The sequence below is a fragment of the Cohnella rhizoplanae genome, assembly GCF_948329515.1.
Classification (GTDB): domain Bacteria; phylum Bacillota; class Bacilli; order Paenibacillales; family Paenibacillaceae; genus Cohnella; species Cohnella rhizoplanae.
Genome location: NZ_CAOJCN010000001.1, coordinates 849,360 through 869,569, shown reverse-complemented (window position 1 = coordinate 869,569; position 20,210 = coordinate 849,360). Strand labels below are relative to the sequence as shown.

16 protein-coding genes are annotated in these 20,210 nt (G+C 61.8%); 1 reads left to right on the top strand and 15 read right to left on the bottom strand.

The genetic code is table 11. The features are described from left to right. Window positions 1-12: 12 nt before the first annotated feature. The 13 genes from PQG80_RS03940 to PQG80_RS03880 form a co-directional block, all read right to left on the bottom strand. Window positions 13-525, bottom strand: coding sequence for a metallophosphoesterase family protein (locus PQG80_RS03940; RefSeq protein ID WP_271749819.1), 513 nt, complete (start codon window positions 523-525; stop codon window positions 13-15). Window positions 526-630: 105 nt separating this feature from the next. Next, the gene (locus PQG80_RS03935; RefSeq protein ID WP_432432712.1) at window positions 631-2,298 is read right to left on the bottom strand and encodes a glycerol-3-phosphate dehydrogenase/oxidase; all 1,668 of its coding nucleotides are present in this window, start codon (window positions 2,296-2,298) and stop codon (window positions 631-633) included. A 146-nt stretch (window positions 2,299-2,444) separates the two neighbouring features. Beyond that, on the bottom strand, window positions 2,445-3,944 hold the full coding sequence (glpK, locus tag PQG80_RS03930) for a glycerol kinase GlpK (RefSeq protein ID WP_271749818.1): 1,500 nt from the start codon (window positions 3,942-3,944) through the stop codon (window positions 2,445-2,447). 11 nt (window positions 3,945-3,955) lie between these two features. Further along, entirely contained in the window at window positions 3,956-4,522 is a 567-nt protein-coding gene (locus PQG80_RS03925; RefSeq protein WP_271749817.1) for a glycerol-3-phosphate responsive antiterminator, read from the bottom strand. Between the two features lie 701 nt (window positions 4,523-5,223). Next, window positions 5,224-6,405, bottom strand: coding sequence for an NAD(P)/FAD-dependent oxidoreductase (locus PQG80_RS03920; RefSeq protein ID WP_271749815.1), 1,182 nt, complete (start codon window positions 6,403-6,405; stop codon window positions 5,224-5,226). Beyond that, on the bottom strand, window positions 6,405-7,343 hold the full coding sequence (locus PQG80_RS03915) for a methyltransferase domain-containing protein (protein ID WP_334219802.1): 939 nt from the start codon (window positions 7,341-7,343) through the stop codon (window positions 6,405-6,407). The genes PQG80_RS03920 and PQG80_RS03915 overlap by 1 nt, the downstream gene beginning before the upstream one ends. Continuing rightward, the gene (locus PQG80_RS03910; RefSeq protein ID WP_271749814.1) at window positions 7,315-8,499 is read right to left on the bottom strand and encodes a type III polyketide synthase; all 1,185 of its coding nucleotides are present in this window, start codon (window positions 8,497-8,499) and stop codon (window positions 7,315-7,317) included. Before PQG80_RS03910 ends, PQG80_RS03915 begins: the two co-directional genes overlap by 29 nt. A 173-nt stretch (window positions 8,500-8,672) precedes the next feature. Continuing rightward, window positions 8,673-8,876: a hypothetical protein gene (locus PQG80_RS03905; RefSeq protein ID WP_271749813.1), complete on the bottom strand. Its 204-nt coding sequence runs from the start codon at window positions 8,874-8,876 to the stop codon at window positions 8,673-8,675. Window positions 8,877-8,906: 30 nt separating this feature from the next. Next, window positions 8,907-9,890: a diaminopimelate dehydrogenase gene (locus PQG80_RS03900; RefSeq protein ID WP_271749812.1), complete on the bottom strand. Its 984-nt coding sequence runs from the start codon at window positions 9,888-9,890 to the stop codon at window positions 8,907-8,909. Window positions 9,891-10,006: 116 nt separating this feature from the next. Beyond that, window positions 10,007-11,557: a tetratricopeptide repeat protein gene (locus PQG80_RS03895; protein ID WP_271749811.1), complete on the bottom strand. Its 1,551-nt coding sequence runs from the start codon at window positions 11,555-11,557 to the stop codon at window positions 10,007-10,009. Between the two features lie 75 nt (window positions 11,558-11,632). Next, the gene (locus tag PQG80_RS03890; RefSeq protein WP_271749809.1) at window positions 11,633-12,427 is read right to left on the bottom strand and encodes a Nif3-like dinuclear metal center hexameric protein; all 795 of its coding nucleotides are present in this window, start codon (window positions 12,425-12,427) and stop codon (window positions 11,633-11,635) included. Between the two features lie 142 nt (window positions 12,428-12,569). Further along, window positions 12,570-16,391 carry a discoidin domain-containing protein gene (locus PQG80_RS03885; RefSeq protein WP_271749808.1) on the bottom strand — a complete coding sequence of 1,274 codons (3,822 nt, stop codon included), beginning with the start codon at window positions 16,389-16,391 and terminating at the stop codon, window positions 12,570-12,572. 319 nt (window positions 16,392-16,710) lie between these two features. After that, window positions 16,711-17,316 carry a TetR/AcrR family transcriptional regulator gene (locus PQG80_RS03880; RefSeq protein WP_271749807.1) on the bottom strand — a complete coding sequence of 202 codons (606 nt, stop codon included), beginning with the start codon at window positions 17,314-17,316 and terminating at the stop codon, window positions 16,711-16,713. 161 nt (window positions 17,317-17,477) lie between these two features. Here PQG80_RS03880 and PQG80_RS03875 point away from each other — a divergent pair, with 161 nt between their 5' ends. Next, complete coding sequence (locus PQG80_RS03875) at window positions 17,478-18,239, top strand: glucose 1-dehydrogenase (RefSeq protein WP_271749806.1); 762 nt, start codon at window positions 17,478-17,480, stop codon at window positions 18,237-18,239. Window positions 18,240-18,336: 97 nt separating this feature from the next. Here the strand turns inward: PQG80_RS03875 and PQG80_RS03870 are convergent, their stop codons facing one another. Both PQG80_RS03870 and PQG80_RS03865 read right to left on the bottom strand, forming a co-directional pair. Beyond that, the gene (locus PQG80_RS03870) at window positions 18,337-19,305 is read right to left on the bottom strand and encodes a proline dehydrogenase family protein (RefSeq protein ID WP_271749805.1); all 969 of its coding nucleotides are present in this window, start codon (window positions 19,303-19,305) and stop codon (window positions 18,337-18,339) included. Between the two features lie 72 nt (window positions 19,306-19,377). Continuing rightward, on the bottom strand, window positions 19,378-20,196 hold the full coding sequence (locus PQG80_RS03865; RefSeq protein ID WP_271749804.1) for an AraC family transcriptional regulator: 819 nt from the start codon (window positions 20,194-20,196) through the stop codon (window positions 19,378-19,380). Window positions 20,197-20,210: the final 14 nt, after the last annotated feature.

Sequence of the window (20,210 nt, the reverse complement as noted above, 5' to 3'; positions counted from 1 at the left end):
CGTATTTTCAGCCTAACTCTTGTCGGTGTAATACACGTGCCTTGCGCTTAATTTCCCATCCTTCGTTTCCATAATGCCGAACGAATACCGGGGTTGCCTCCGCTTATCCGTCGGCGAGCCCGGGTTAAAAATCAGCATGCCGCCGGCAGGTTCGCGGCGAAGTATGGGCACATGTGAATGACCGTAGACGATCGCGTCGAGCTTTTCGGACTTGAACGCCGACAGCGCGTACGCCTCCGTCTTCGTCCGCAGCGGAGCGCCGTGGCCGTGCACGACGCCGATACGGCATCCGTCCAGCGTCAGCAGCTCGCGCATGCCGAACCTGGCAGCGATCTCGGGCCCGTCGTTGTTGCCGACGACGCCGTAGACCGGCGCATAAGCGGCGAGCGCCTCGTATACGGACATCCGGGTCCAATCGCCCGCATGGATAATGGCTGCCGCGTCTGTCAGCTCGCGAAGCAGCGCCGACGGAAGCCGCTTGCTCATTCTCGGCATATGGGTATCCGCCACGACCAAGATTTTCATGTGCTGATTCCTCGCTTTACCGTTCCTCGCCTAGCCGGTTCCTCGCGATTCGCGCTATTGTGATTCATATTATCTTACCCCAGACGCGGCTGTTCATGAAGACTTTTAACGGTTCGAATCTAAGATTTGCGAAGCAGACATCTCCCGTTCCAGCTCCGCCGCGTACGCCTCCCGCTGTCCGGCGGAATAACCGAGGCTCATCGCCATGTAGTCGATGACGGCATCCCGGTTCCGCAGCGTGCCGGCGAAGTCGAAGTATAACGCGCCTGTGCGCCGGATCAGAAAATCGGCGGGCTTGACCGCCATCTCCGCTTCGATCGCGTACGTTAGCATGCCGTAGGTTTCGTCGGACAGTCCGCCCCCCTCGCCTTCCTCGCGCCGCGCGATGCGCTCGAATACCGCGCGCGCGTTGGAGCCGTACCGGCCTGCTATCCGCAGCGCCGCATCGGCAGGCAGCCCGATTACCTCGCCTGCGTCAGCGACCGCGCGCACGTACTGCGGATATCGCGCGGAGCCTCCGACGTCGCCGCCCGATATCGGCAGCTCTCTCGTCGTGCAGGGGCTATAGGGCCCGCGTCCCTCGGCACGGAGCGAGGCGGCCAGCCGGTCGACGACCGTCTCGGCCATCTTGCGGTAACCGGTGAGCTTGCCGCCGGCGATCGTGATCAGGCCGGACGGCGATACGAAGATCTCGTCCCGCCGCGATACTTCGGAGGGCGACTTGCCCTCCTCGTAGATGAGCGGCCGAAGTCCGGCCCAGCTCGACTCGACGTCCTGGCCGTCGAGCCCCACACCGGGAAACATGCCGTTGCACGCCGCCAATAGATAATCGCGGTCCTCGGCCGTCGCCCGGGGATGCGCCGTATCTCCGGCATAATCGGTGTCGGTCGTGCCGACGTACGTCTTGCCGTCGCGCGGGATCGCGAACACCATCCGGCCGTCCGGCGTGTCGAAGTAGATCGCCTGACGGAGAGGGAAGCGGCCGCCGTCGAATACCAGGTGGACGCCCTTGGTGAGCCGCAGCGTCTTGCCGTGCTTGGACCGGTCCAGCTCCCGAAGCTCGTCAACCCAAGGTCCCGTGGCGTTGACGATCCGGCGCGCCCGTATTCGATGTTCTCCCCCGCCGGTCAGCTCGCGAGCCAGGACGCCCGTCGTTTTGCCTTCGTCGTCGTATAAGAACCGCTCCGCCATCGCATAATTGACGGCCGTCGCGCCAGACTCCGCCGCTTTTTTGAGTACCTCGATCGTGAGGCGCGCATCGTCCGTCCGATATTCCACGTACGAACCGCCTCCGAGCATGCCCTCCTTCTTCAGCAGCGGCTCTATTGCCGCCGTATCGGCAGCGCTCAGCATTCGGCGCCGTTCCTCGCGCTTCACGCCGGCCAGAAAGTCGTAGAAGCGCAGACCGAAGGAGGTGCTCAGCCTGCCGAACGTGCCGCCCTTATATAGAGGCAGGAGCATGCGTTCCGGCGTCGTGACATGCGGCCCGTTCTCGTATACGATCGCCCGCTCCTTGCCCACCTCGGCCACCATCTTGACCTCCAGCTGCTTGAGGTACCGCAGACCGCCGTGCACCAGTTTCGTCGACCGGCTGGACGTGCCGGCCGCGAAGTCCTGCATCTCTATCAGCGCGGTTTTCATCCCTCTTCGCTGCGCGTCCAGCGCGATGCCCGCGCCTGTGATGCCGCCGCCTATGACCAATACGTCATAGATTTCGTTTTCCATCTCCCTCAGCTTGGCTATTCGAACCGTCCCGGCAAAGTCGCTAGTCATGTCTGTGCCCTTCTTTCTGTCGTATCGAATGCAATAAAACCACGATGATGCAGACCGCGCCATGATGGCGCGGCCGATATCGTGGTTTCTCCTGATCTCCGACCGGTTATGAACTTGTAATCGTACACGAGAACGGATAAGCGCTATTACTTAAAAGCCATTGCGGCCCGAACCGCTTTCTGCCAGCCCGCGTATAGACTGTCCCGCTCCTCTTCGGGCATCGCAGGCTTAAACGAACGGTCGAGTCTCCAGCTGTCCGCGATATCCTGCTTGCTCTGCCAGTAGCCTACGGCCAAGCCCGCCAGATAAGCGGCGCCGAGCGCCGTCGTCTCGCCGACGGAGGGGCGCTCGACCTCGGCGCCAAGCAGATCGCTCTGGAATTGCATCAGAAATTGATTGGCGACGGCCCCGCCGTCCACCCGCAGCTTCCGGAGCGAGAGACCGGAGTCGGCGACCATCGCGTCCAGCACGTCCTTGCTCTGATAGGCCAGCGACTCCAGCGTCGCGCGGATAAAGTGCTCCTTGGTCGTCCCTCGGGTGAGGCCGAAGATGGCTCCCCTCATGTCGCTGTCCCAATACGGCGTCCCCATCCCTACGAATGCCGGCACGACGTATACGCCCTCGGATGACGTGACGCGGGTTGCGTAGGCTTCGCTGTCCGACGACTTTTTCAGCATCCGCAGTCCGTCGCGAAGCCACTGAAGCGCCGATCCCGCGACGAATACGCTCCCTTCGAGCGCATACTCTACCTTGCCCGCAAGCCCCCATGCGATCGTGGTCAGCAGCCCATGCTTCGATGCGACGGCTTCCTCTCCCGTGTTCATCAGCATGAAGCAGCCGGTGCCGTACGTATTTTTGACCATGCCCTTCTCGAAGCAGGCCTGCCCGAACAAGGCCGACTGCTGGTCGCCGGCGATTCCCGCGATCGGAATGTTGCGGCCGAAGAAATGGTGGTCGACCGTATGCGCGTATATCTCCGAGGACGATCTAACCTCGGGCAGCATGGCGCGCGGTACGTTCAGGATACCCAGCAGTTCCTCGTCCCAATCGAGCTTATGGATGTCGTACATCAGCGTACGGGACGCATTGGAGTAGTCGGTTACGTGCGCGGCGCCGCCACTCATTTTCCATACCAGCCAGGTATCGATCGTGCCGAACAGCAGATCGCCCCGCTCCGCCATCTCCCGGGCGCCCTCGACATGATCGAGCAGCCACTTCACCTTCGTTCCGGAAAAATACGCATCGACGAGCAGCCCCGTTCTCCGTCTGAACAGCTCCTCCAGCCCTTCGCGCTTCAACGCTTCGCAGATATCGTTGGTCTGCCTGGACTGCCAAACGATCGCGCGATGGATCGGGCGACCCGTATGCCGGTCCCAGACGACCGTCGTCTCGCGCTGGTTGGTGATGCCGATCGCTTCGATCTGCTCCGGCAGAATATCGGCTTCAGTCAGCACGCGGGCGATCACGCCCAGCACGGACAGCCAGATCTCGTTGGCGTCGTGCTCGACCCAGCCGGGCTTCGGAAAGTGCTGCTTGATCTCCAGCTGCGAGACCGCGACGGCATGGCCCCCTTTATCGAACAAGATCGCGCGCGAACTCGTCGTCCCCTGATCGAGCGCCAGTATATAACGGTTTTGCTTTTCCATGACCGCTCCCCCTATCGCATGCCGCTCTCGTAGTGTTTCCACAGCTCCACGTTGGACGTGGTGACCGCCGAAGCGCCCGCGGCAAGCGCCTGTTCGACGTCGCTCGCCGTACGGATCAAGCCGCCCGCGAAGACCGGAATGCCCGTTCGTTCGTGCACCTCGGCGATCATATGCGGAATAACGCCGGGCAGCACCTCGATATAGTCGGGCTTCGTCCGCTCGAACATCGTATAGCTCTTTTCCAGCGCGTTGGTGTCCAGCAGGAACAGCCGCTGTATGGCAAGCAGCTTGTTCTGCTTGGTCTTGGCGATCACGCTCGCCCGTGTCGAGACGATGCCCGCCGGCCGCGCGACCTGGCAGATGAACTCGGCCGCGTATTCGTCGTTCTTTAAGCCTTCGATGAGGTCCGCGTGCACGATCGGCTTCTTGCCGTTCGCCTTCGCGAGCTGCACGATCGGCTGCAGCTGTCCGACGTGCATGTCGAGCAGCACGATATATTCGTACGGCAGTTCGAGCAGCTTCTCTAGATCCTTAACCTTGCGCGCCGCCGGTAGAATCCGCTGTCGGCTGAATGGCATGGGGCGTCCTCCGTCCAATCTGAATAAAAAAAGAAAAAAGGATATCACGAACTCATCCCCTAAGGGACCTGAGTCGCGTGCTCTCCTTTTCTCCGCCGCGCATATGAACTTGACAAGATTATATTACAGGAAGGGTTTGCCGTCTACTCTGATGTTTGGCGCTTCCAGCGGCCGCGGCGCTGCCGAGTTAGATGGAGCGGGCAGCGGGTGGAGTTAAGCGCATTTGGGCACTAACTTGGCCAGGTGGAGTGAGCAGCGGGTGGAGATAAGTGCATGAGGGCATTAACTCGGCCAGGTGAAGTGAGCGGCGGCTGGAGTTAAGTGCATTTGGGCATTAACTCGGGCAGGTGGAGTGAGCGGCGGCTGGAGATAAGTGCATTTGGGCATTAACTCGGGCAGGTGGAGCGAGCGGTGGCTGTGTTAAGTGCATGAGGGCACTAACTCGGCCAGGTGGAGCGAGCGGTGGCTGGAGTTAAGCGCATGAGGGCATTAACTCGACTAGATGGGTCGACAGTAGCATGAGTTAAGTGCATTTGGGCACTAGCTAGGCAAGGTGGACGAGCAGCGGCTGGAGTTAATTGCATTTGGGGACTAACTCGGCCAGGTGGAGCACTCGGCGGGTGGAGTTAAGTGCATTTGGGCATTACTCACAGGGTCCCCCTCATCTCAACTCGATTGCTGCAAGGCGAGTCTTACCGCGATCAGGACTGCGAGGTCGGGGCAAGCCGTGTCGCGAGGAAGAGCTGGCGGCCAAGCGCAGGCATGGAGCGCGCTGCGGTCATCGCCAGCCGTGCCAGAAGCGGGCGTCCGGAAGCGCGCTGAAGCAGGTTACCCCACCTCAAAGGACCGCTGAACTCTCGGAAAATCGAGCTCACATACTCTTCTTCCCATGTGCTCAGCGACAATTCGCCCTGGAGATAGCGCTCCGTAGAGGCCGCGCACAGCTGCGCGGCACGCAGCGCCATCGCCATGCCGTCGCCGCACAGCGGCGGGATCGTCGCGCAGGCGTCGCCGATAAGCGGGATGCCGTCCCAAGGGACCGGCTTCGCATACAACCTTACCGGCGCGACTGCGGCTTGCGTGCCCGCCAAAGGCACCGCGCCGGCCAACCGCCGGTCGAGCGCCGGACATCTGGCCCGCGCGATGCCAAACCAACCATGAACGTCGGCCGGCGCCTCCCGTATGGCGCTCCTGTCGAGCAGCGCGGCTGCGTTCACGACGCCGTCGCCCGCCGGAGACAAACCCAGGTAGCCGCCTTCAAAAAAGTACAGCTCGACTTCGTCCGCGGCTTGGATGCCGACGTAATGCGCTTTGACGCCCATGAACGGCGAAGCGGCGAGTCTCTTCACAGGTCGTTCCCCCGTCCAACCGGGGATACGCCCGTTGACGCCCCATGCGCCGACGACGACGCGCGCTCGCACGGTACGCGCGTTGCCGCCTTGCGTCATGTCCAGCAAGAACCCGTCTGCGTCTCGCCGCATGGTCGTCACGCTGGTCCCTGTCGCGAGCTCGACTCCCGCGAGCAGCGCCTCCCGGTGCAGCGCTTCGTCCAGCGCATATCGGCTGATCCCCCACGCTGCGGCCGGAAGCGGGACGCGCAGCGACGCTCCGCCGTAGGCCTGGATCACAGCCGCGCGGATATCGGCCGGTCCAAGTGCCCTGATCGCCGGCTCGACGCCGAGCTCCGACAGCATCCGGGCCGATTCCGGCGACAGAAACTCGCCGCATACCTTGTGCCTGGGAAAGGAGCGTCGGTCGATCAGCAGCACCCGTCGCCCTCGACTCGCCAGCGCCTTGGCGAGACTGCTCCCCGCAATGCCGGCACCGATGATCGCAACGTCCACGACAAAGGATGGCGAAGCATCCGTTAGCATCTCGACCATCAAGTCGGCGCCTCCCTTTCAGTTGAACCATTTCCTCCACTCGTCCCTGCACCTGATCCTGCACCCGCCCCCGCACCCGCACCTATTCCTGCACCCGTCCTTGAAGCCGTTCCTTCACCTATTCCTTCACCCGTTCCTCCACCCGCTCCTCCACTTATTCCTGCACCATTTCCTGCATCCGTTGCTGAGACTGAGCCGGAATCTGAGCCGGAAGTCTTCGGCACCGTCACGACGTACCTGAACAGAGGCCGCCAGCTGTACGCCAGCCCCCGTTCGTCCAGATGCAGGCGCAGCCGCTCCCAATCCGCGGCGCGGAAGCCCTTGGCCACCGACAGCGGGCCGTCGTTCACGACAAAGCGGTTGCCCGAAATAAGCCTCGCTGCGAGCCACACGGCAGACCAAGCCAGCCAGTGGCGGTGGATGTCTTGAATGACGATGCCTCTCCTAGATGCGCGCAGCATCGCCCGCACGACCTCGGGCAGCGCGTCGTCATGGAAGTGGTGAACGAACTGCGAGGCCGTCACGATATCCGCCGCGGCTTCGCCTAGGGCGAACAAGTCGCGGCGGACGACGGTAACGCGCGGTTCTCCCGCGTATAATGCGGCCGCTTCGGCGCAGGCCTCCTCCGAACGGTCGGCGAGCGTGATGTGGATCGCCACGCCGCGCGCGTCCGCCCACCGGAGCAGCGCCGCATTGACGTCTCCGGAGCCTGCACCGATGTCCAGCACCGTCAGCCGCCGGGGCCGTCCCGCCAGCGCCCACAGCCGTACGACCCCGTACAGCGTGCGCCCCGATGCGGCGAATAAAAGATTCAGCCTGCGCAGATGCCTATGCGCTTCGCGCAATTCGGCGCCGCCCTGCGCCAGGTCGTCCATCAGCTCGGGAGCCGTCGCGCGCGCGCCCAGCCTTCTAAGCATGCGCGACCTGGGCTGCGTCATCTTCCAGCCCGCTCTCGACGTTTACCTCCGGTATTAACCGGTCGCCTGGCCGATATTCGATCGGCAGAAGCTCGCAGGATAGCCCAGGCCCGAACGCAAGGCAGACGCCTTCCGTACGCGGCGCACCCTCCTCGCGATAAGCCGTACGGATCGCGTCCAGCACGAAAAGCAGCGTCGCGGACGACATATTGCCGAATTCGCGCAGCACTCGCCGGCTGTGGCGCGTATGCAGTTCATCGAGTCCCAACTCGGCCTCCAGCGCGTCGATGATCCCTTTTCCGCCGGGATGAATGGCCCAGAGGCCGGGCTTCGGTGCCCGCTCGCCCAAGACGGACGCCAAGCGCTCCGGCACGTGTCGGCCGATGAGCTGGGGAATGCGCGAGGAGAGGTAGAGATCGAAGCCGTGGTCGCCCACCTCCCATACCATCTCGCCCTCCCCCTCCGGCAGCAGCGCGCTGACCGGCCTGCCCAGCTCGAAGCGGTCGCCGCCGTCTGCGCCGGAACCTGCGATCACGCAAGCGGAAGCTCCGTCTCCGAAAAAAGAAGCGCCGAACAGCGCTTCCTTTCCGGCCGACGGCTGAATATGCAGCGTGCACAGCTCGACGCAGACCACGAGCACGGACGCGTCCGGCCGGCCGCTGACGATATCGCGCGCGAGGCCGATCGCCTTAAGCCCTGCGGCGCACCCGAGGAATGTCAGCGGGATGCGGTTCGCCGTCTCTCTGAGCCCCAGCCGCTTGGCCAGGACGGCGTCGAGACCGGGCAGGAATTGCCCGGTACAGCTGACCGTGAGCAGATGCGTCAGGTCCGACGCCGAGACGCCGGCGTCTGCTAGCGCCCGGGACGCGGCTTCGTACGCGAGAGGCACCGAAGCGTCCTTGTAGCTCGCCATCCGCTCGGAGGTCGATGGGACAGGCAGTCCCGACAACTGCGCGAAGTACCTGTTGCTCGCGGCAGGCTCGAGCAGCGCCGGTTCGCAGGTATAACGGGTCTGTACGCCGCACTGCTTGAACAGGCGCCTCGCCCAGCGAGCCGCGTCCGGCGTGTCTCGGAGAGCTTCGGACAGCCGCTGCGCCGTATCTGCCTGGTCCAGCATGTGCGGGGGCACGGCAGTGCCGATGCCAAGCATCGATATTGAAGGTTCTGTGGTACGCATGTACGGATCAACCCCTTTTTTGGTCGCTTAACGGGAGACAAGCTGTTATTCTTCACTGTATTCCAAGCCGTCACCGATTATGTGACCGGGCTGCCGCCACGCAAAAAAAGCCAACCAGAAAGACTGGTTGGCCCGAGCATTCGAAAAACGCGATGCGCGGCGTGCCTCTTACCCTATTGATTCAAAGCGTATATCAGCACCGCTACGATCACGACCGTGCAGACGACGTAGATCCAGCTTAGATTCGCCCACTTCTTGCCCGTCTGATGAAAATAGCCGGGATTTCCTTCTTTATTGCTCTTCGAACGGCCGACTGCGATCGTCGCCGCAAAGCCGGCGACCATCACGATAACGACCAGTATAATCGGCAAGGTCATCGTCCGCACTCCATTCGTCGTAGGCGAATTCTACAATAATCGTTCGCGCAGCGACGCCGCGTCGTAAGGCGACAAATAGCCGAGCGGAATGTCGAAGACGGTCTTCGCGCCCGCCGCGCCTTGTCGGGACAGACGCGCGGCCGCACGTGCGTAAGCGACCAGTACGCTGGCCGTAAATTCCGGGTTGCTGCCCAGCTTCAGACCGAACTCGATGAGCTGATTGGTGCCGTCTCCCGTCGTTCCGCTGCGCAGGACGAATCCGCCGTGCGGCATCCCGGCATGCTCCGTCCGCAGCTGCTCCTCCGTAATAAAGACGACCGTCGTGTCGTATTCCGCAAAGTAGTTAGGCATATTCTTAATCTCGCGCTCGATGGCGGAGGTGTCCGCCCCATGCTCCGGCACCACATAGCACAAACGCTCATGCTTGTCCCGCGTGGTCAGGTTCGGATTAACTCCGCTGCGTACGCTCGCGATCGCTTCCTCGACGGGAATCGTGTACTGCACGCCGGCTCTGACGCCGGGAACGCGTCTGATCGCATCCGAATGACCCTGGCTGACGCCTCTTCCCCAGAACGTGTATTCCTTGCCTTGAGGAAGTATCGCTTCCGCGAGCAGCCTGTTCATCGAAAAGAGCCCCGGATCCCAGCCCGTCGAGATGACGCTTACGGTCCCGGCCTTTCTGGCCGCCTCGTCAACCGTTTGATAAAACGCCGGAATCTTGGCGTGCGTGTCAAAGCTGTCGACGGTATTGAACATGGCCGCCACCATCGGCGTCTGCTCCGGCAGATCCGTCGCGGAGCCCCCGCAGAGGATCATGACGTCGATCTCTCCCTTAAAGCGTTCAAGCGCGGATAAGGGCTCGAAACGCGCATCCGTCTCTCCCTTAGCTTCGTTGACGTCTCGCCGCGTGAAAATGGCGACCAGCTCCAAGTCTTTGTTTTGGCCGATTGCTTTATGTACGCCGCGACCCAGATTGCCGTAACCGACGATCCCGATTCGGATATTGGATGACAATGCAAGTACCCCCCATCTAGAATTCTACAAAGTATAACTCACATGGGATGTGACTTGCAAAGGTTGATTTAGAGGCACTTCGATCTTACATGCCCCTTTCATCCCCGCGGCGATCCTCACTCCAATGCCTGCAGCAGCGCCAGCGCTTCCTCGTGATCCGGCTCTTGGGCCAGCGCCTCCTGCAGATAATGCCTCGCCTCGTCCTCGACGCCAAGCTCCAGACAGCAGATGGCCAGGCAAAAGTATACGGTCGAGACCGGCTGGTCATCGTCCGTGCGCACGGACGTTTCGAGCATCGACTTGGCTTCGGCATACAGGTCCATTTCAAACAAGATGAGGCCTGCGTCGAGCGCGAGGTCATAACGCTGCGGCATGATGTAAAAGGAGTTCCACATCGTCATAATCCCGCTGCGGATATCGAGCTTCTCCTCGTCCGTCGCGTCCGGCAGCAGCGTAGATATGCGCTTGGCGCATTGGATGAACCATTCGGCGTCGTAGCCGCCGAGCCGCCAGAACGCGAGGATCTGCTGCAGGTGCATCGCTTCTATCTCGCGGTCCGCCCACAGCTTGAGACTGAAGAAGTCGTCTGGTCCGAACCGGCCGACGCCTCTGCGGTAAGCGAGCCGCGTATTGACGTACCGGACGGGCGATTCCAGCATGAGGAAACAGGCCACGTTGATATTTTTATAATGATGCGCCGGGAAGAACGACTCCGCGCCCCGCTGCTCCAATACATGTTGGAATGCATGGAAATTGGCCGTCAGCGAGAAGCTGCCGTGAAAGATCAGCTGCGGGGGCTCGGCGAAGCGCCAATTGTCCAGCTCATGATCGCCTTTGTCGGCCGTAACGAGAAGGTAGCCGGACCGGGAAAGCCGCTCCAGCCGCTCCAGGCAGCGCAGCCCCACCTCGGGGAACAGGATATGCGAATCTTCGAGCTCTTCCCTGTACAGCGCGATCGTGTCATGGTACGGATAACGCTCATCCTCGTAAGCAGGCGCTCTGCGGTGCTCGTAAGACAGTTTCATGCGCTCGATAGCCTCCGAGGGCAGCAGCGTTTCGGCTTTTTCCGGCATCTCGACGACGACGTCGCATTCGTATATATTCCCTTCGCCGATATAGAGCAGTTCCTGCGGGATGCCGTCAAAAAAGTAGTTGGCGACGATGACGAGCGGCTGCGCGAGGCTGCCCGCCGAGATCGTCTCCCCGGACGAGAGCAGCTTGATCTCCGTATCGTACTGCGCGTCGAACGTCGCGGCGTCGAGCAGCCCTCGCTCGATAAAGGGGATCAGCGCCGGATGCCGCAGCCAACCCTCTACGTTTTTGAGCGCGAGGTCGGTCATGACGTACCGGTAAGGCGGGAGCTCTGCGCCAGCGTAAGCCCGCAGCTCCTCCAGCTGTTGAATGACGTGATAGGCCAGACGCCCTGCGCCGGCGCCAAGCTCCACGATCGTAACGGTATCCGTCGTCTCGCCTTGCCCGGCCCGATCCTGGAGCAAGCCGAAAATGAGCTCCGCATAGGAAGCGCCGATCATCGGATTGCTGGTGATGAATTGTGGGACCTGGTCGTTATTCCAGGCTCTCAAGCCTTGCTGTTCATAATAGGCCCGCTGCAGCTCCCATAGGGGCGCCTCGCTGTATTTATATTTTTTGCGTTCCGTTCCCGACATTCCGCGACAACCTGCTTCCGTTGATATATTTGATGTCAGTCTTCTCAAGCCGTTCGACTAGTCGACTCCAGTACCTTATATTCGGGTCAGCGCCGGCGGGCTCTCGATCAGGTCCACGGGCAGCTCCGGAAACTTCTCTCGCAGCAGCGATGCGACCGTCGACATGCCCGCCTCTTCGCTCTTCTGATGGCCGAGCACGATGATCGCCTTGGCGAATCCCATGTCCGCCGCGTCGCGCGCGTATTCGTTCGTCTCCCACTCGTTGGTCTCGCCGACGATGAGCAGCTCGATATCCCGTTCTCTAAGATACATCATCTGAGCGCGACCGCCGGGCGCGCCGACAGCCAGACCGAAGCGCTTCACCTGGAGATCCGGATCCCCCGCGACCTGCACGCTGTCGATATCCAGCTTGCGCTTGAGCTCCTCCGCGATGGTACGCACCGTACGCGCTTCGCCCGGCGGGGGCGTCAGCAGCGTGGGCTCGTCCGGATCCGCATAAGCCTCCCAACCCAGCTTGCTCAGCATGCCCGCTACGATGCCGTCCGGCTTGTATTGATGCACGTAATCGTGAAGGCGAAAGATCGTAATGCCCGACTTTTCGATCAACGACCGTTTGCGCTCGTACACCGGATCGCCGGCCAGCCACTCGCTCTCGTCCAGGTGATTGTAAAATGTAGGTTCATGGGCGACGATCAGATTGGCGCCGGTCGCCGCCGCTTGCTCGATCGCAGCGTACGTGGCCGTGAACACGACGGCTACGCGCCGCGCCGTATCGTCCGGCCTGCCGCTCTTGATCGTGTCCACCGTATCGGACAGCTTGCCGACAGGAGCGATCAGGGCGTCGATTACTTGCTGCACGGTAATGCTCATCGGGATACCCCCTCCTTTTACTCGGATCGGTTCATCCAACCTCGTCTAACGCATCGTACCACATGGGCCGCGCGGCCGCCAAACCCGAGACCTCTGCCGAAAGCGAAAACAGAGGCGCTCCGAGGAACGCCTCTTTCTCGATTTAGTGAATGGTCAGGTTAAAGCCGGGCTGCAGATAGTATAGGCTCGGATAAGCGATATTGCTCGTCGTCAACCCGTTGAAGGTCGCGGCGCCGTTGCCGGTATACGCGTAGACGGCCGCCCCTTGGTGCGGGCCGGAGAACCGCGAGGTCGTCACGCCGTCGAGACCCGTGCCGTTGATGTTGATGTTGTTGAACACGATATTCTCGAAGCCGCCGCCGTAACCGAACTGGACCGCGTCTCGCTGCGAATTCAGGATGTCGATGTTCGTGAACGTGACGTTGCGGATCGCGTCGTTGGACGCTTCGAGATCGATCGCGCCGCGCTCGCCGTTGTAGAGGTCCTTGCTCGTGCCGCTGTTGATGATGGTCGTATCGGAGAACACGATGCCCGCGTTGTTCTGGAAGTGGTAACCAGGGAACACGGTATTCATGCGGATCCCGGAGCCGCCCACCGTGTCGACGATCATGTTGTGATCCGCTTTATGTCCGCCGCCGCCGAAGAAGGCGATGCCGCCCGCCCGCCAATTGTTCTCGATCGTGTTGTAGGAGAACGTGTTGTTCACGCCGGCAGGCGCGCCGTTCGTGTTGCTGGTCCAGACGGCCAATGCATCGTCCCCGTTGTTGCGCAGATTGCTGTTGCGGACGATCGAGTTGCTCGTGCCTTGGGCGAAGTTGACGCCGTCGGCCAGATTGTTGCGGATGCGGCTGTTCTCGATCGTCAGCCCGTTCGCGTAGATCGCGGGCGTGTGGGCGTAGTCTCCGACCCAGAAGCCGCATTCGAAGTGCTCTACCCACACCTCGTGAATGATCGAATTGCTGCCGAAGTTGTCCATGAAGCCTTTATAGATCGCATTCTGGCCGTAGCGCGACCGCAGCTTGGAGTTCATATAGACGTTGCTGAAATCGAGCTTGCCGGAGATGCGGAGCGAGATGCCGCCGCCTGCCGCGTTCGGATTGGTGAACTGAATATTCGTATGCCATATACCGGCGCCCGTGATCGTCAGATTGTCGATCATGCTGCTCGCCGACCCGATCTCCCACATCCCGCTCAGGTGGAACGTGCCCTCGGGGATGTAGAGCGTCTTGCCGCCCGCGACGGCGGCCGAGACCGCGGACTTGAAGGCGGCGAGATCGTCCTGCCCGTCATTCGCCGTCGCGCCGTAGTCGGTCACCGAGACCGAATTGGACGGACGCTGGATCGCGGCAGGCACGGGTTCGATCTCGAGGAAATCGACGCCGTACTCGAGGCTGTCTGCGCCGCTCTTCTGGATCCGGATCGTATCGCCCGGCTGCAGCGGCGTATCCATCTTCCAGTGCGCCTCGTCGAACCGGAAAAGCGGCCGTCCGCCGCCTGGCGCATCCGCCGGCATATCGCCGGAGAAGTACTGCCAGTTGTAATACGAAGAGAGCGCGACCGTCTTGACCTTGGCCCCGTTGACGTAAACGTCGAGCGAGCCTGCGAGGCCCATGCCGTCCGCCGAATCCGGCATCGTGAAGCGCATCGTGACGCCCGCCCCGCCCTGTCCCGGTCGAATCGTCCACTGCGCGTACGATCCGCTGGACGGCAGCGCCGTATACTTCTGGCCGGACGCCTCGGAGGCGATCAGCGCCTGGTCGAAGTTCGGCGCGGCCTGCAGCGTAGCGCCGCCGCCTCTCGTCGCGTCCTCCGTGTCGTACCTATAGTACGGCAAGCTGGCGCCGCGCGCGGCGTAGACGGTCAGGTTCGCCGTGCTCACATTGTTCGCTTGCTTGATCTGGACCTCGTTGGCATCTGCGGCAACGGTCGCCGTCACCGCGTAGCTGCCGTTCGCCGCGGTCCATGCGCCCGACATCGCGACATTGACGGACGCACCGGCGGCCAGTACGCCGCTATACGAACCGTTCAGCGTCTGGACGGTCGTCCCCGCTCCGTTTTTGATCGCGACCGTTACGGCATGCGCGCCGCCCGCGGAAGCGATCGTGCCTTGATTCTTCAGGTTGACCGTGAAGCTCACTGCTTGGTTCGCGACCGGCGTGCCCGGCGTCCAGGACACCGTGCCGACGAGATCGGAGCTCGCGACGGGCGCTACCGCGAGCGGCGTCGGGTGCGCATAGGCGTTGTTGGCCTCGTTCTGCTCGATGACCCCGTTGTTCTCGTCGACCTTGGCGGATACCGAATAGGTTGACGCGGTTTTGGCACCGGCATTGACCGATACGTTCGCGGATGCGCCGGCGGCCAGCGCGCCGACCTGCGCCGTGCCCGCCGCCGTGCCATTCAGGTAGAAGTTAACCGTTGTAGCCGTCGAGGCGGCGCTTCCGTTATTTTTGACCGTCGCGTTCAGCGTGATCGCGTCCGTCTCGACGGGCGAGGCCGGCGACCAAGACATGCCGGCGATCGTCAGGTCCGGATTGGCTGCCGGCGTGCCGAACACCTGGAATTCGGCGATCTGTCCCGCGGGAGCGCCTGTGTTCGCGGTAATATTGAGCTGCAGTCGCTTCGCGGTCGCCGCGAGCGGGATAGTCACCGTATTGCCGGTAGCCGGATTGAACGTATACTCCTGAGCGGAGACCAGGCTCGAGAACGTCGTCGTCGACTGATCGTGGCCGAGCACCTGGATCGTCTGCGTGCGCGTCCCCCACTCCGTCGCCGGATTCAGCTTGAGCACGATGGACGTGATATTCTGGTTCGCGCCCATATCGAGCGTGAGCGTGCTCGGATTCCCGCCGCCCTCCCAATACGTGGCGGTATTGTTGTCGTTCGCGTTGGCGGCCGCGAAGGACTGGGTGCTCGAGGAGGCGGAGATCGCTTTGCCGATCGCGATGTTGCCTCCGGGCGGCGGCGTCGCGGTCGGCGTAGCCGTCGGGGTCGCCGTTGGAGTGGCGGTCGGCGTGCTGGTAGGCGCCGTGCCGGGATCCACCGCGATTTGATCCAGATTCACGTTGCCGCTGTCGCCCGCGTCGTACTTGTACGCGATCGTATTGCTGCCCGCGTTCAAGTTCAGCGTTTCCGTTTTTGTCCCCCACGTATCCCAGTTCGCCAGATTCGCGAGCGTGGTCTGGCGGATCTTGGCGCCGTTGACGTAGACGGATACCGTTCTAGCGGCGCCGTTGGCGTTGGCATACTTCAGCGTAACGTTCCGGTTGCCGGCCGCCGCAGCGTCGACCGTGAACGTTGCCGTCGCGCCTTGCGTCCAGTAGCCGTCGACGAAGCCGGTGCCCGCGTATCCCGCGTGATCGGCATTCACCTTAGCGCCTCCCGTGAGCGCGGCGGATTCAGCCTGGTACGTGCCCGGAGGCGGCGTCGGCGTTGGGGTCGGCGTTGGCCCCGCCGCGCCGTAGATCTCGAACTCGGACAGCTGCGCGGCCGGCCAGCCCGTATTTCCCGTGAAGCTAAGACGGACGTACCTGGCGCTGGCCGCCGCGAAGTTGATCGTGACCGAATTGCCGGACACCGCCGGATTGAACGTATAGTTCGCGGACGCCACGATATTGGCGAACGAAGTGCCGTTCGCGCTGACCTGGACGGCCAGCGTCTGCGTCCGCGACTCCCAGGAAGGCGGCAGCTTCAGCACGATCTGATCCACGCCTACGCTCGCGCCGAGGTCGACCTGGATCCACTGCGGAAAGGCATTGTTCGTACTTTCCCAATAAGTTGCGGCATTGCCGTCCTTCACGTTGTCCGGCGCATAGGTCTGGGATTGGCCGCTGGCCGTGATCGTTTTGCCGATCGACAGGTTCGTTCCGCCTGCCGCCAACGCAGGCGCGGCATAACCCGCCGCCGAGACCCAACCGGTGATTAACAATACAAGAGCAAGCGTCCATGCTGCATGCTTGTGGCGCATTATAGTCCTCCTCCAAGTAATTAAAATGGCTTACTATGCAGGACCTCAATCGGATTGATAGCGGTTACAAAGCAAGGCGGATCTCCCTTTTCGAACGATCGATTTCCTCCCTCCCTCCCTTCGTGTTCAGCTGCGCCGTACCTCCTTCCTTCGAACGTACAGCTTTATTATAGTGAGGCATGCCGACCGGCTATAAGGGGCGTTTTTACGAAGATGGTAGTCAATTCCAAGCACTTCGCATTTGTCGGGACGCGACAAAAAAACGGCCGACGAATCGGCCGTTTTCCAGAGCAAGCAGAGGGCATATGTTCATTCATAATTACAACAACCGCTTGGTATTGAATACTTGCCCGGATGCGGTCGTGATGATCAGCATCTGCCTGGCGATCTCTTCTTCGGTCTGCCGGAGTCCGTTCTGCAGCCAATGCTTGTAGATCCCGATCGCCCCGCCGATGATCCAGTCGATGAACAGCTCGAACTCGACCTCCGCATGCCCGCTTCCCGCCCGCTCGAACGACTTGCGGAGCGACGCGCGCATCTGCTCGTGCAGCTTGTTGGACAGGTCGGGCACGCCGTTGGTGAGCAGCATGATGCGGTAGAAGTCCGCATGCTTCTTGACGTGACGCACCGAGCTGCGGATCGTCTTGTACAAGTAATCCGGCTCAGCATGCGCGGCTAAGCGGCCGGGCACGCTCTCGATGATGCCCGCGTACTCGGTGAGCACGTCGTCGATGATCTCCTCCAGCAGCTCTTCCTTGGAAGCGTAGTGGTCGTAAAAGGTGACGCGGTTAATCTGCGCCAGCTTGGCGATCTCGTTCGTCTTGATCAGGCTGAACGTCTTCTCGGCGAGCAGTTGGAGCAGCGCGGCCTTCAGCGCCTTGCGGGAACGAACGACCCGCGTGTCCGTATCATGACCGCTCTTCATCGGCATCGCTCTCCTCTCATCCGTAATCGCCCGCATAAATTTTGTGGAAAGACTACACAATCGGTAAATGTGTCTGCGTGCCGCGTTCGGCTGATGCTACCATTATAGGCGACACGATGTCGCCAAACAATCAACGAATACTTGATCGGAGGATGATTCGCATGAAATTGCAGGACAAGTCCGTCGTCATCACGGGCGCCGCATCCGGCATGGGCAAAGCCATGGCGCTGCTGTTCGCCGAGGAAGGCGCAAAGGTCGTCGTAGCCGACATCAACGAGGCGGCCATCCAAGCCGTCGTAGAAGAGATCGCCACGGCGGGCGGCACGGCCGTCGGCGCCGTCGCCAACGTCGCCAAGGAAGAAGACGTCGCCCGCATGATCGATACGGCCGTGCAGCGCTTCGGCAAGCTGGACGTGCTGGTGAACAACGCGGGCATCATGGACGCGATGATGACGGCCGAGTCGGTCACCGACGACATGTGGAACAAAGTCATGGAGATTAACGTGACCGGCCCGATGCGGGCGATCCGCAAGGCACTCCCTATCATGAAGGCGCAAGGCGGCGGCGTCATCGTCAATACCGCCTCGGTAGGCGGGCTGTTCGGTTCCCGCGCCGGCGCCGCTTATACGGCCTCCAAGCATGCGGTCATCGGCTTGACCAAGAACGTCGGCTTCCAGTACGGCAAGCTCGGCATCCGCTGCAACGCGATCGCGCCGGGCGCGGTTGCCACCAACATCGGGGTCGGCGGCTCCCAACCTGACGAGTACGGCATCCAGCAAGCGATGACGGGCATGGCGCTGCAGCGCATGGACGTCGGCGACCCCAAGTATATCGCTTCGGTCGCGCTCTTCCTCGCTTCGGACGACTCGGCGTTCGTCAACGGCACGGTCGTCACGGCCGACGGCGGCTGGACCGCTTACTGATCGTCCGCAGACATTCGCGTTTCCCCGCGCCAAAACAAGACGCCTCCTGCTCCGCATATCAGCGGAGCGGAGGCGTCTTGTTTTGGCGTGCCGCGCGTTATCGATAGTCGTCCGTCCGGTCGGGCGCGCCGTTGATCATGTCGACGACGGCGTCGTACAGATTGGGCGGGTGCTCTGCGATCCGGTGGCACAGGTACAGGTACCATTCCGTCCCGTAAGTAAGGTACAGGCGCACGGGATGACCTTCCGACCGCAGTCGCCCGGCCAGATCGGGCCGGATGCCGTACAGCATCTCGAACTCGGCTTTGGCCTTCTGTAACGCGCTGTTCTCCAACACCCTTTCTATAAGCGCTTCGTCCTGCGTAGCGACCGAGACGGCTTGACCGGCCGCCATGCATGTGTCGAGTAGAGCCAAGTAGCGTTCATTCAGCGCGTCGGAGCGCGGTAGGCAGATGCCGGGGGGTTCCTGATATGCGCCCTTCACGATGCGGATCGTGCCGGGGCAGCCCAAAACTTCCTTTACGTCGGCAGGCGTCCGGTTTAGCTGCGCCTGGAGGGTGATGCCGACGTTGGAGAAATGAGGCGATACCTGCTTATAAACGTCCAGGATCGCATTCGTTTTCTCCGATTCCTCCATGCTTACGACCAGCTCCAGCCCGAAGGACTGCGCCTCTCGGGCAAGGTCGGACAGATGGTCCCGCGCGAGCGCCGGGGAGACGGCCAAGCCGATGTGGGACAGATCCAGCGAGATCCGGGCGCTAAGCCCGAGCCGGCCGCAGTCCCGGATGAGCGCCGAGAATTCGCCCGCGGCAGCCTCGCACTCCGCCTCGACGGACGTATTCTCGCCGATATACTCGAGCGACACCTTATATCCCTTGCTTGCGAGCCGAACGCCTGCCTCTATGCCGTCCTCTCTGCGCTCGCCGGTCACGTATTTCTTGGCGGCTCTCATAAAGAGCGCATAGCCTTCGGGCGAACGGCGAATGCGTTCCTTGACGCGGGCATCCCGCGCGATCGACTTCAGCGCCTGGGTCAGCGCCTTCTCTGATGGCGTTTGTTGCGACACTCGTATCTCCTCCTTGTGTTCCTTCCGACAGCATATCGGAAGAAACCCGTAAAGGATTGTACGAAATTGCGCTTAACGCGCGCCTCGCGAAGGATACCGCTGGGGCGTGACGCCGACGCACTGCTTGAACATTTTCGTAAAATGGCTCTGGTCGTAAAATCCGGCCTCCAGCGCGATCTCGGCGATCGGGCGGCGCTTGGCGAGCTCTCGCTTGGCATGGTTGATCCGGCACAAGTTCTGGTAGGCGTGAGGCGGCAATTTGTACGCTTGGTTGAATCGGCGGATCAAGGCATACTTGCCGATCCCCGAGATCCCCTCAAGGCGGTCGAGGGTAATATTGTCCGCAAAGCAGGCCTGAATATAGTCCCGGACCATCCGTATGGCAGGCGTTGCCGACGCGGCAGTCACGGCGTCTTCCGCAGACGCTTCCTTTGTCCCGGGCGAGCCGGCTCGCGCAACGCTAGCCGTGAGCAACACGAGGTTCGTCTCCGTCTCCAGCGAACCGCAGCCCCGGGCCAATCCCTCGTATAAACGGTTCAACAGGCTCACGGCCCATTCGTTCCGTTGAACGACGGGCGGTCTGGAGACGCCTCTAATGCCGGTCGCCGCGTCTATCCATTCGGATCGGACGAACAGCATTCTGTACCGCCAGGCCCGAGCGTCTTCGGGGCTGCAAGCATGAGGCACGTACGGCGGAATCACGACCATGGATCCTTCCTCGGCCAGCAGGTCCTCCCCGTCGCACCACATGCGGGTGCGTCCGGCGTCGACGATGCCGATGGACCATTCCTCGTGGAAATGCTTGCGATAGCAGACGCTAAGCGCGCCGTCGCAGGACTTGGCCTCAAAAAAAGGCAAGTCGGGGTCGCGGAAAAAGGAGATCACTTCCATAGCTGCACTCCCGT

What these genes read in the sequence shown, in the direction of transcription:
- PQG80_RS03940 (WP_271749819.1), bottom strand. Translation starts at nt 525, where the DNA reads ATGAAAATCTTGGTCGTGGCGGATACCCATATGCCGAGAATGAGCAAG.
- PQG80_RS03935 (WP_432432712.1), bottom strand. Translation starts at nt 2,298, where the DNA reads ATGACTAGCGACTTTGCCGGGACGGTTCGAATAGCCAAGCTGAGGGAG.
- glpK (WP_271749818.1), bottom strand. Translation starts at nt 3,944, where the DNA reads ATGGAAAAGCAAAACCGTTATATACTGGCGCTCGATCAGGGGACGACG.
- PQG80_RS03925 (WP_271749817.1), bottom strand. Translation starts at nt 4,522, where the DNA reads ATGCCATTCAGCCGACAGCGGATTCTACCGGCGGCGCGCAAGGTTAAG.
- PQG80_RS03920 (WP_271749815.1), bottom strand. Translation starts at nt 6,405, where the DNA reads ATGGTCGAGATGCTAACGGATGCTTCGCCATCCTTTGTCGTGGACGTT.
- PQG80_RS03915 (WP_334219802.1), bottom strand. Translation starts at nt 7,343, where the DNA reads ATGACGCAGCCCAGGTCGCGCATGCTTAGAAGGCTGGGCGCGCGCGCG.
- PQG80_RS03910 (WP_271749814.1), bottom strand. Translation starts at nt 8,499, where the DNA reads ATGCGTACCACAGAACCTTCAATATCGATGCTTGGCATCGGCACTGCC.
- PQG80_RS03905 (WP_271749813.1), bottom strand. Translation starts at nt 8,876, where the DNA reads ATGACCTTGCCGATTATACTGGTCGTTATCGTGATGGTCGCCGGCTTT.
- PQG80_RS03895 (WP_271749811.1), bottom strand. Translation starts at nt 11,557, where the DNA reads ATGTCGGGAACGGAACGCAAAAAATATAAATACAGCGAGGCGCCCCTA.
- PQG80_RS03890 (WP_271749809.1), bottom strand. Translation starts at nt 12,427, where the DNA reads ATGAGCATTACCGTGCAGCAAGTAATCGACGCCCTGATCGCTCCTGTC.
- PQG80_RS03885 (WP_271749808.1), bottom strand. Translation starts at nt 16,391, where the DNA reads ATGCGCCACAAGCATGCAGCATGGACGCTTGCTCTTGTATTGTTAATC.
- PQG80_RS03880 (WP_271749807.1), bottom strand. Translation starts at nt 17,316, where the DNA reads ATGAAGAGCGGTCATGATACGGACACGCGGGTCGTTCGTTCCCGCAAG.
- PQG80_RS03875 (WP_271749806.1), top strand. Translation starts at nt 17,478, where the DNA reads ATGAAATTGCAGGACAAGTCCGTCGTCATCACGGGCGCCGCATCCGGC.
- PQG80_RS03865 (WP_271749804.1), bottom strand. Translation starts at nt 20,196, where the DNA reads ATGGAAGTGATCTCCTTTTTCCGCGACCCCGACTTGCCTTTTTTTGAG.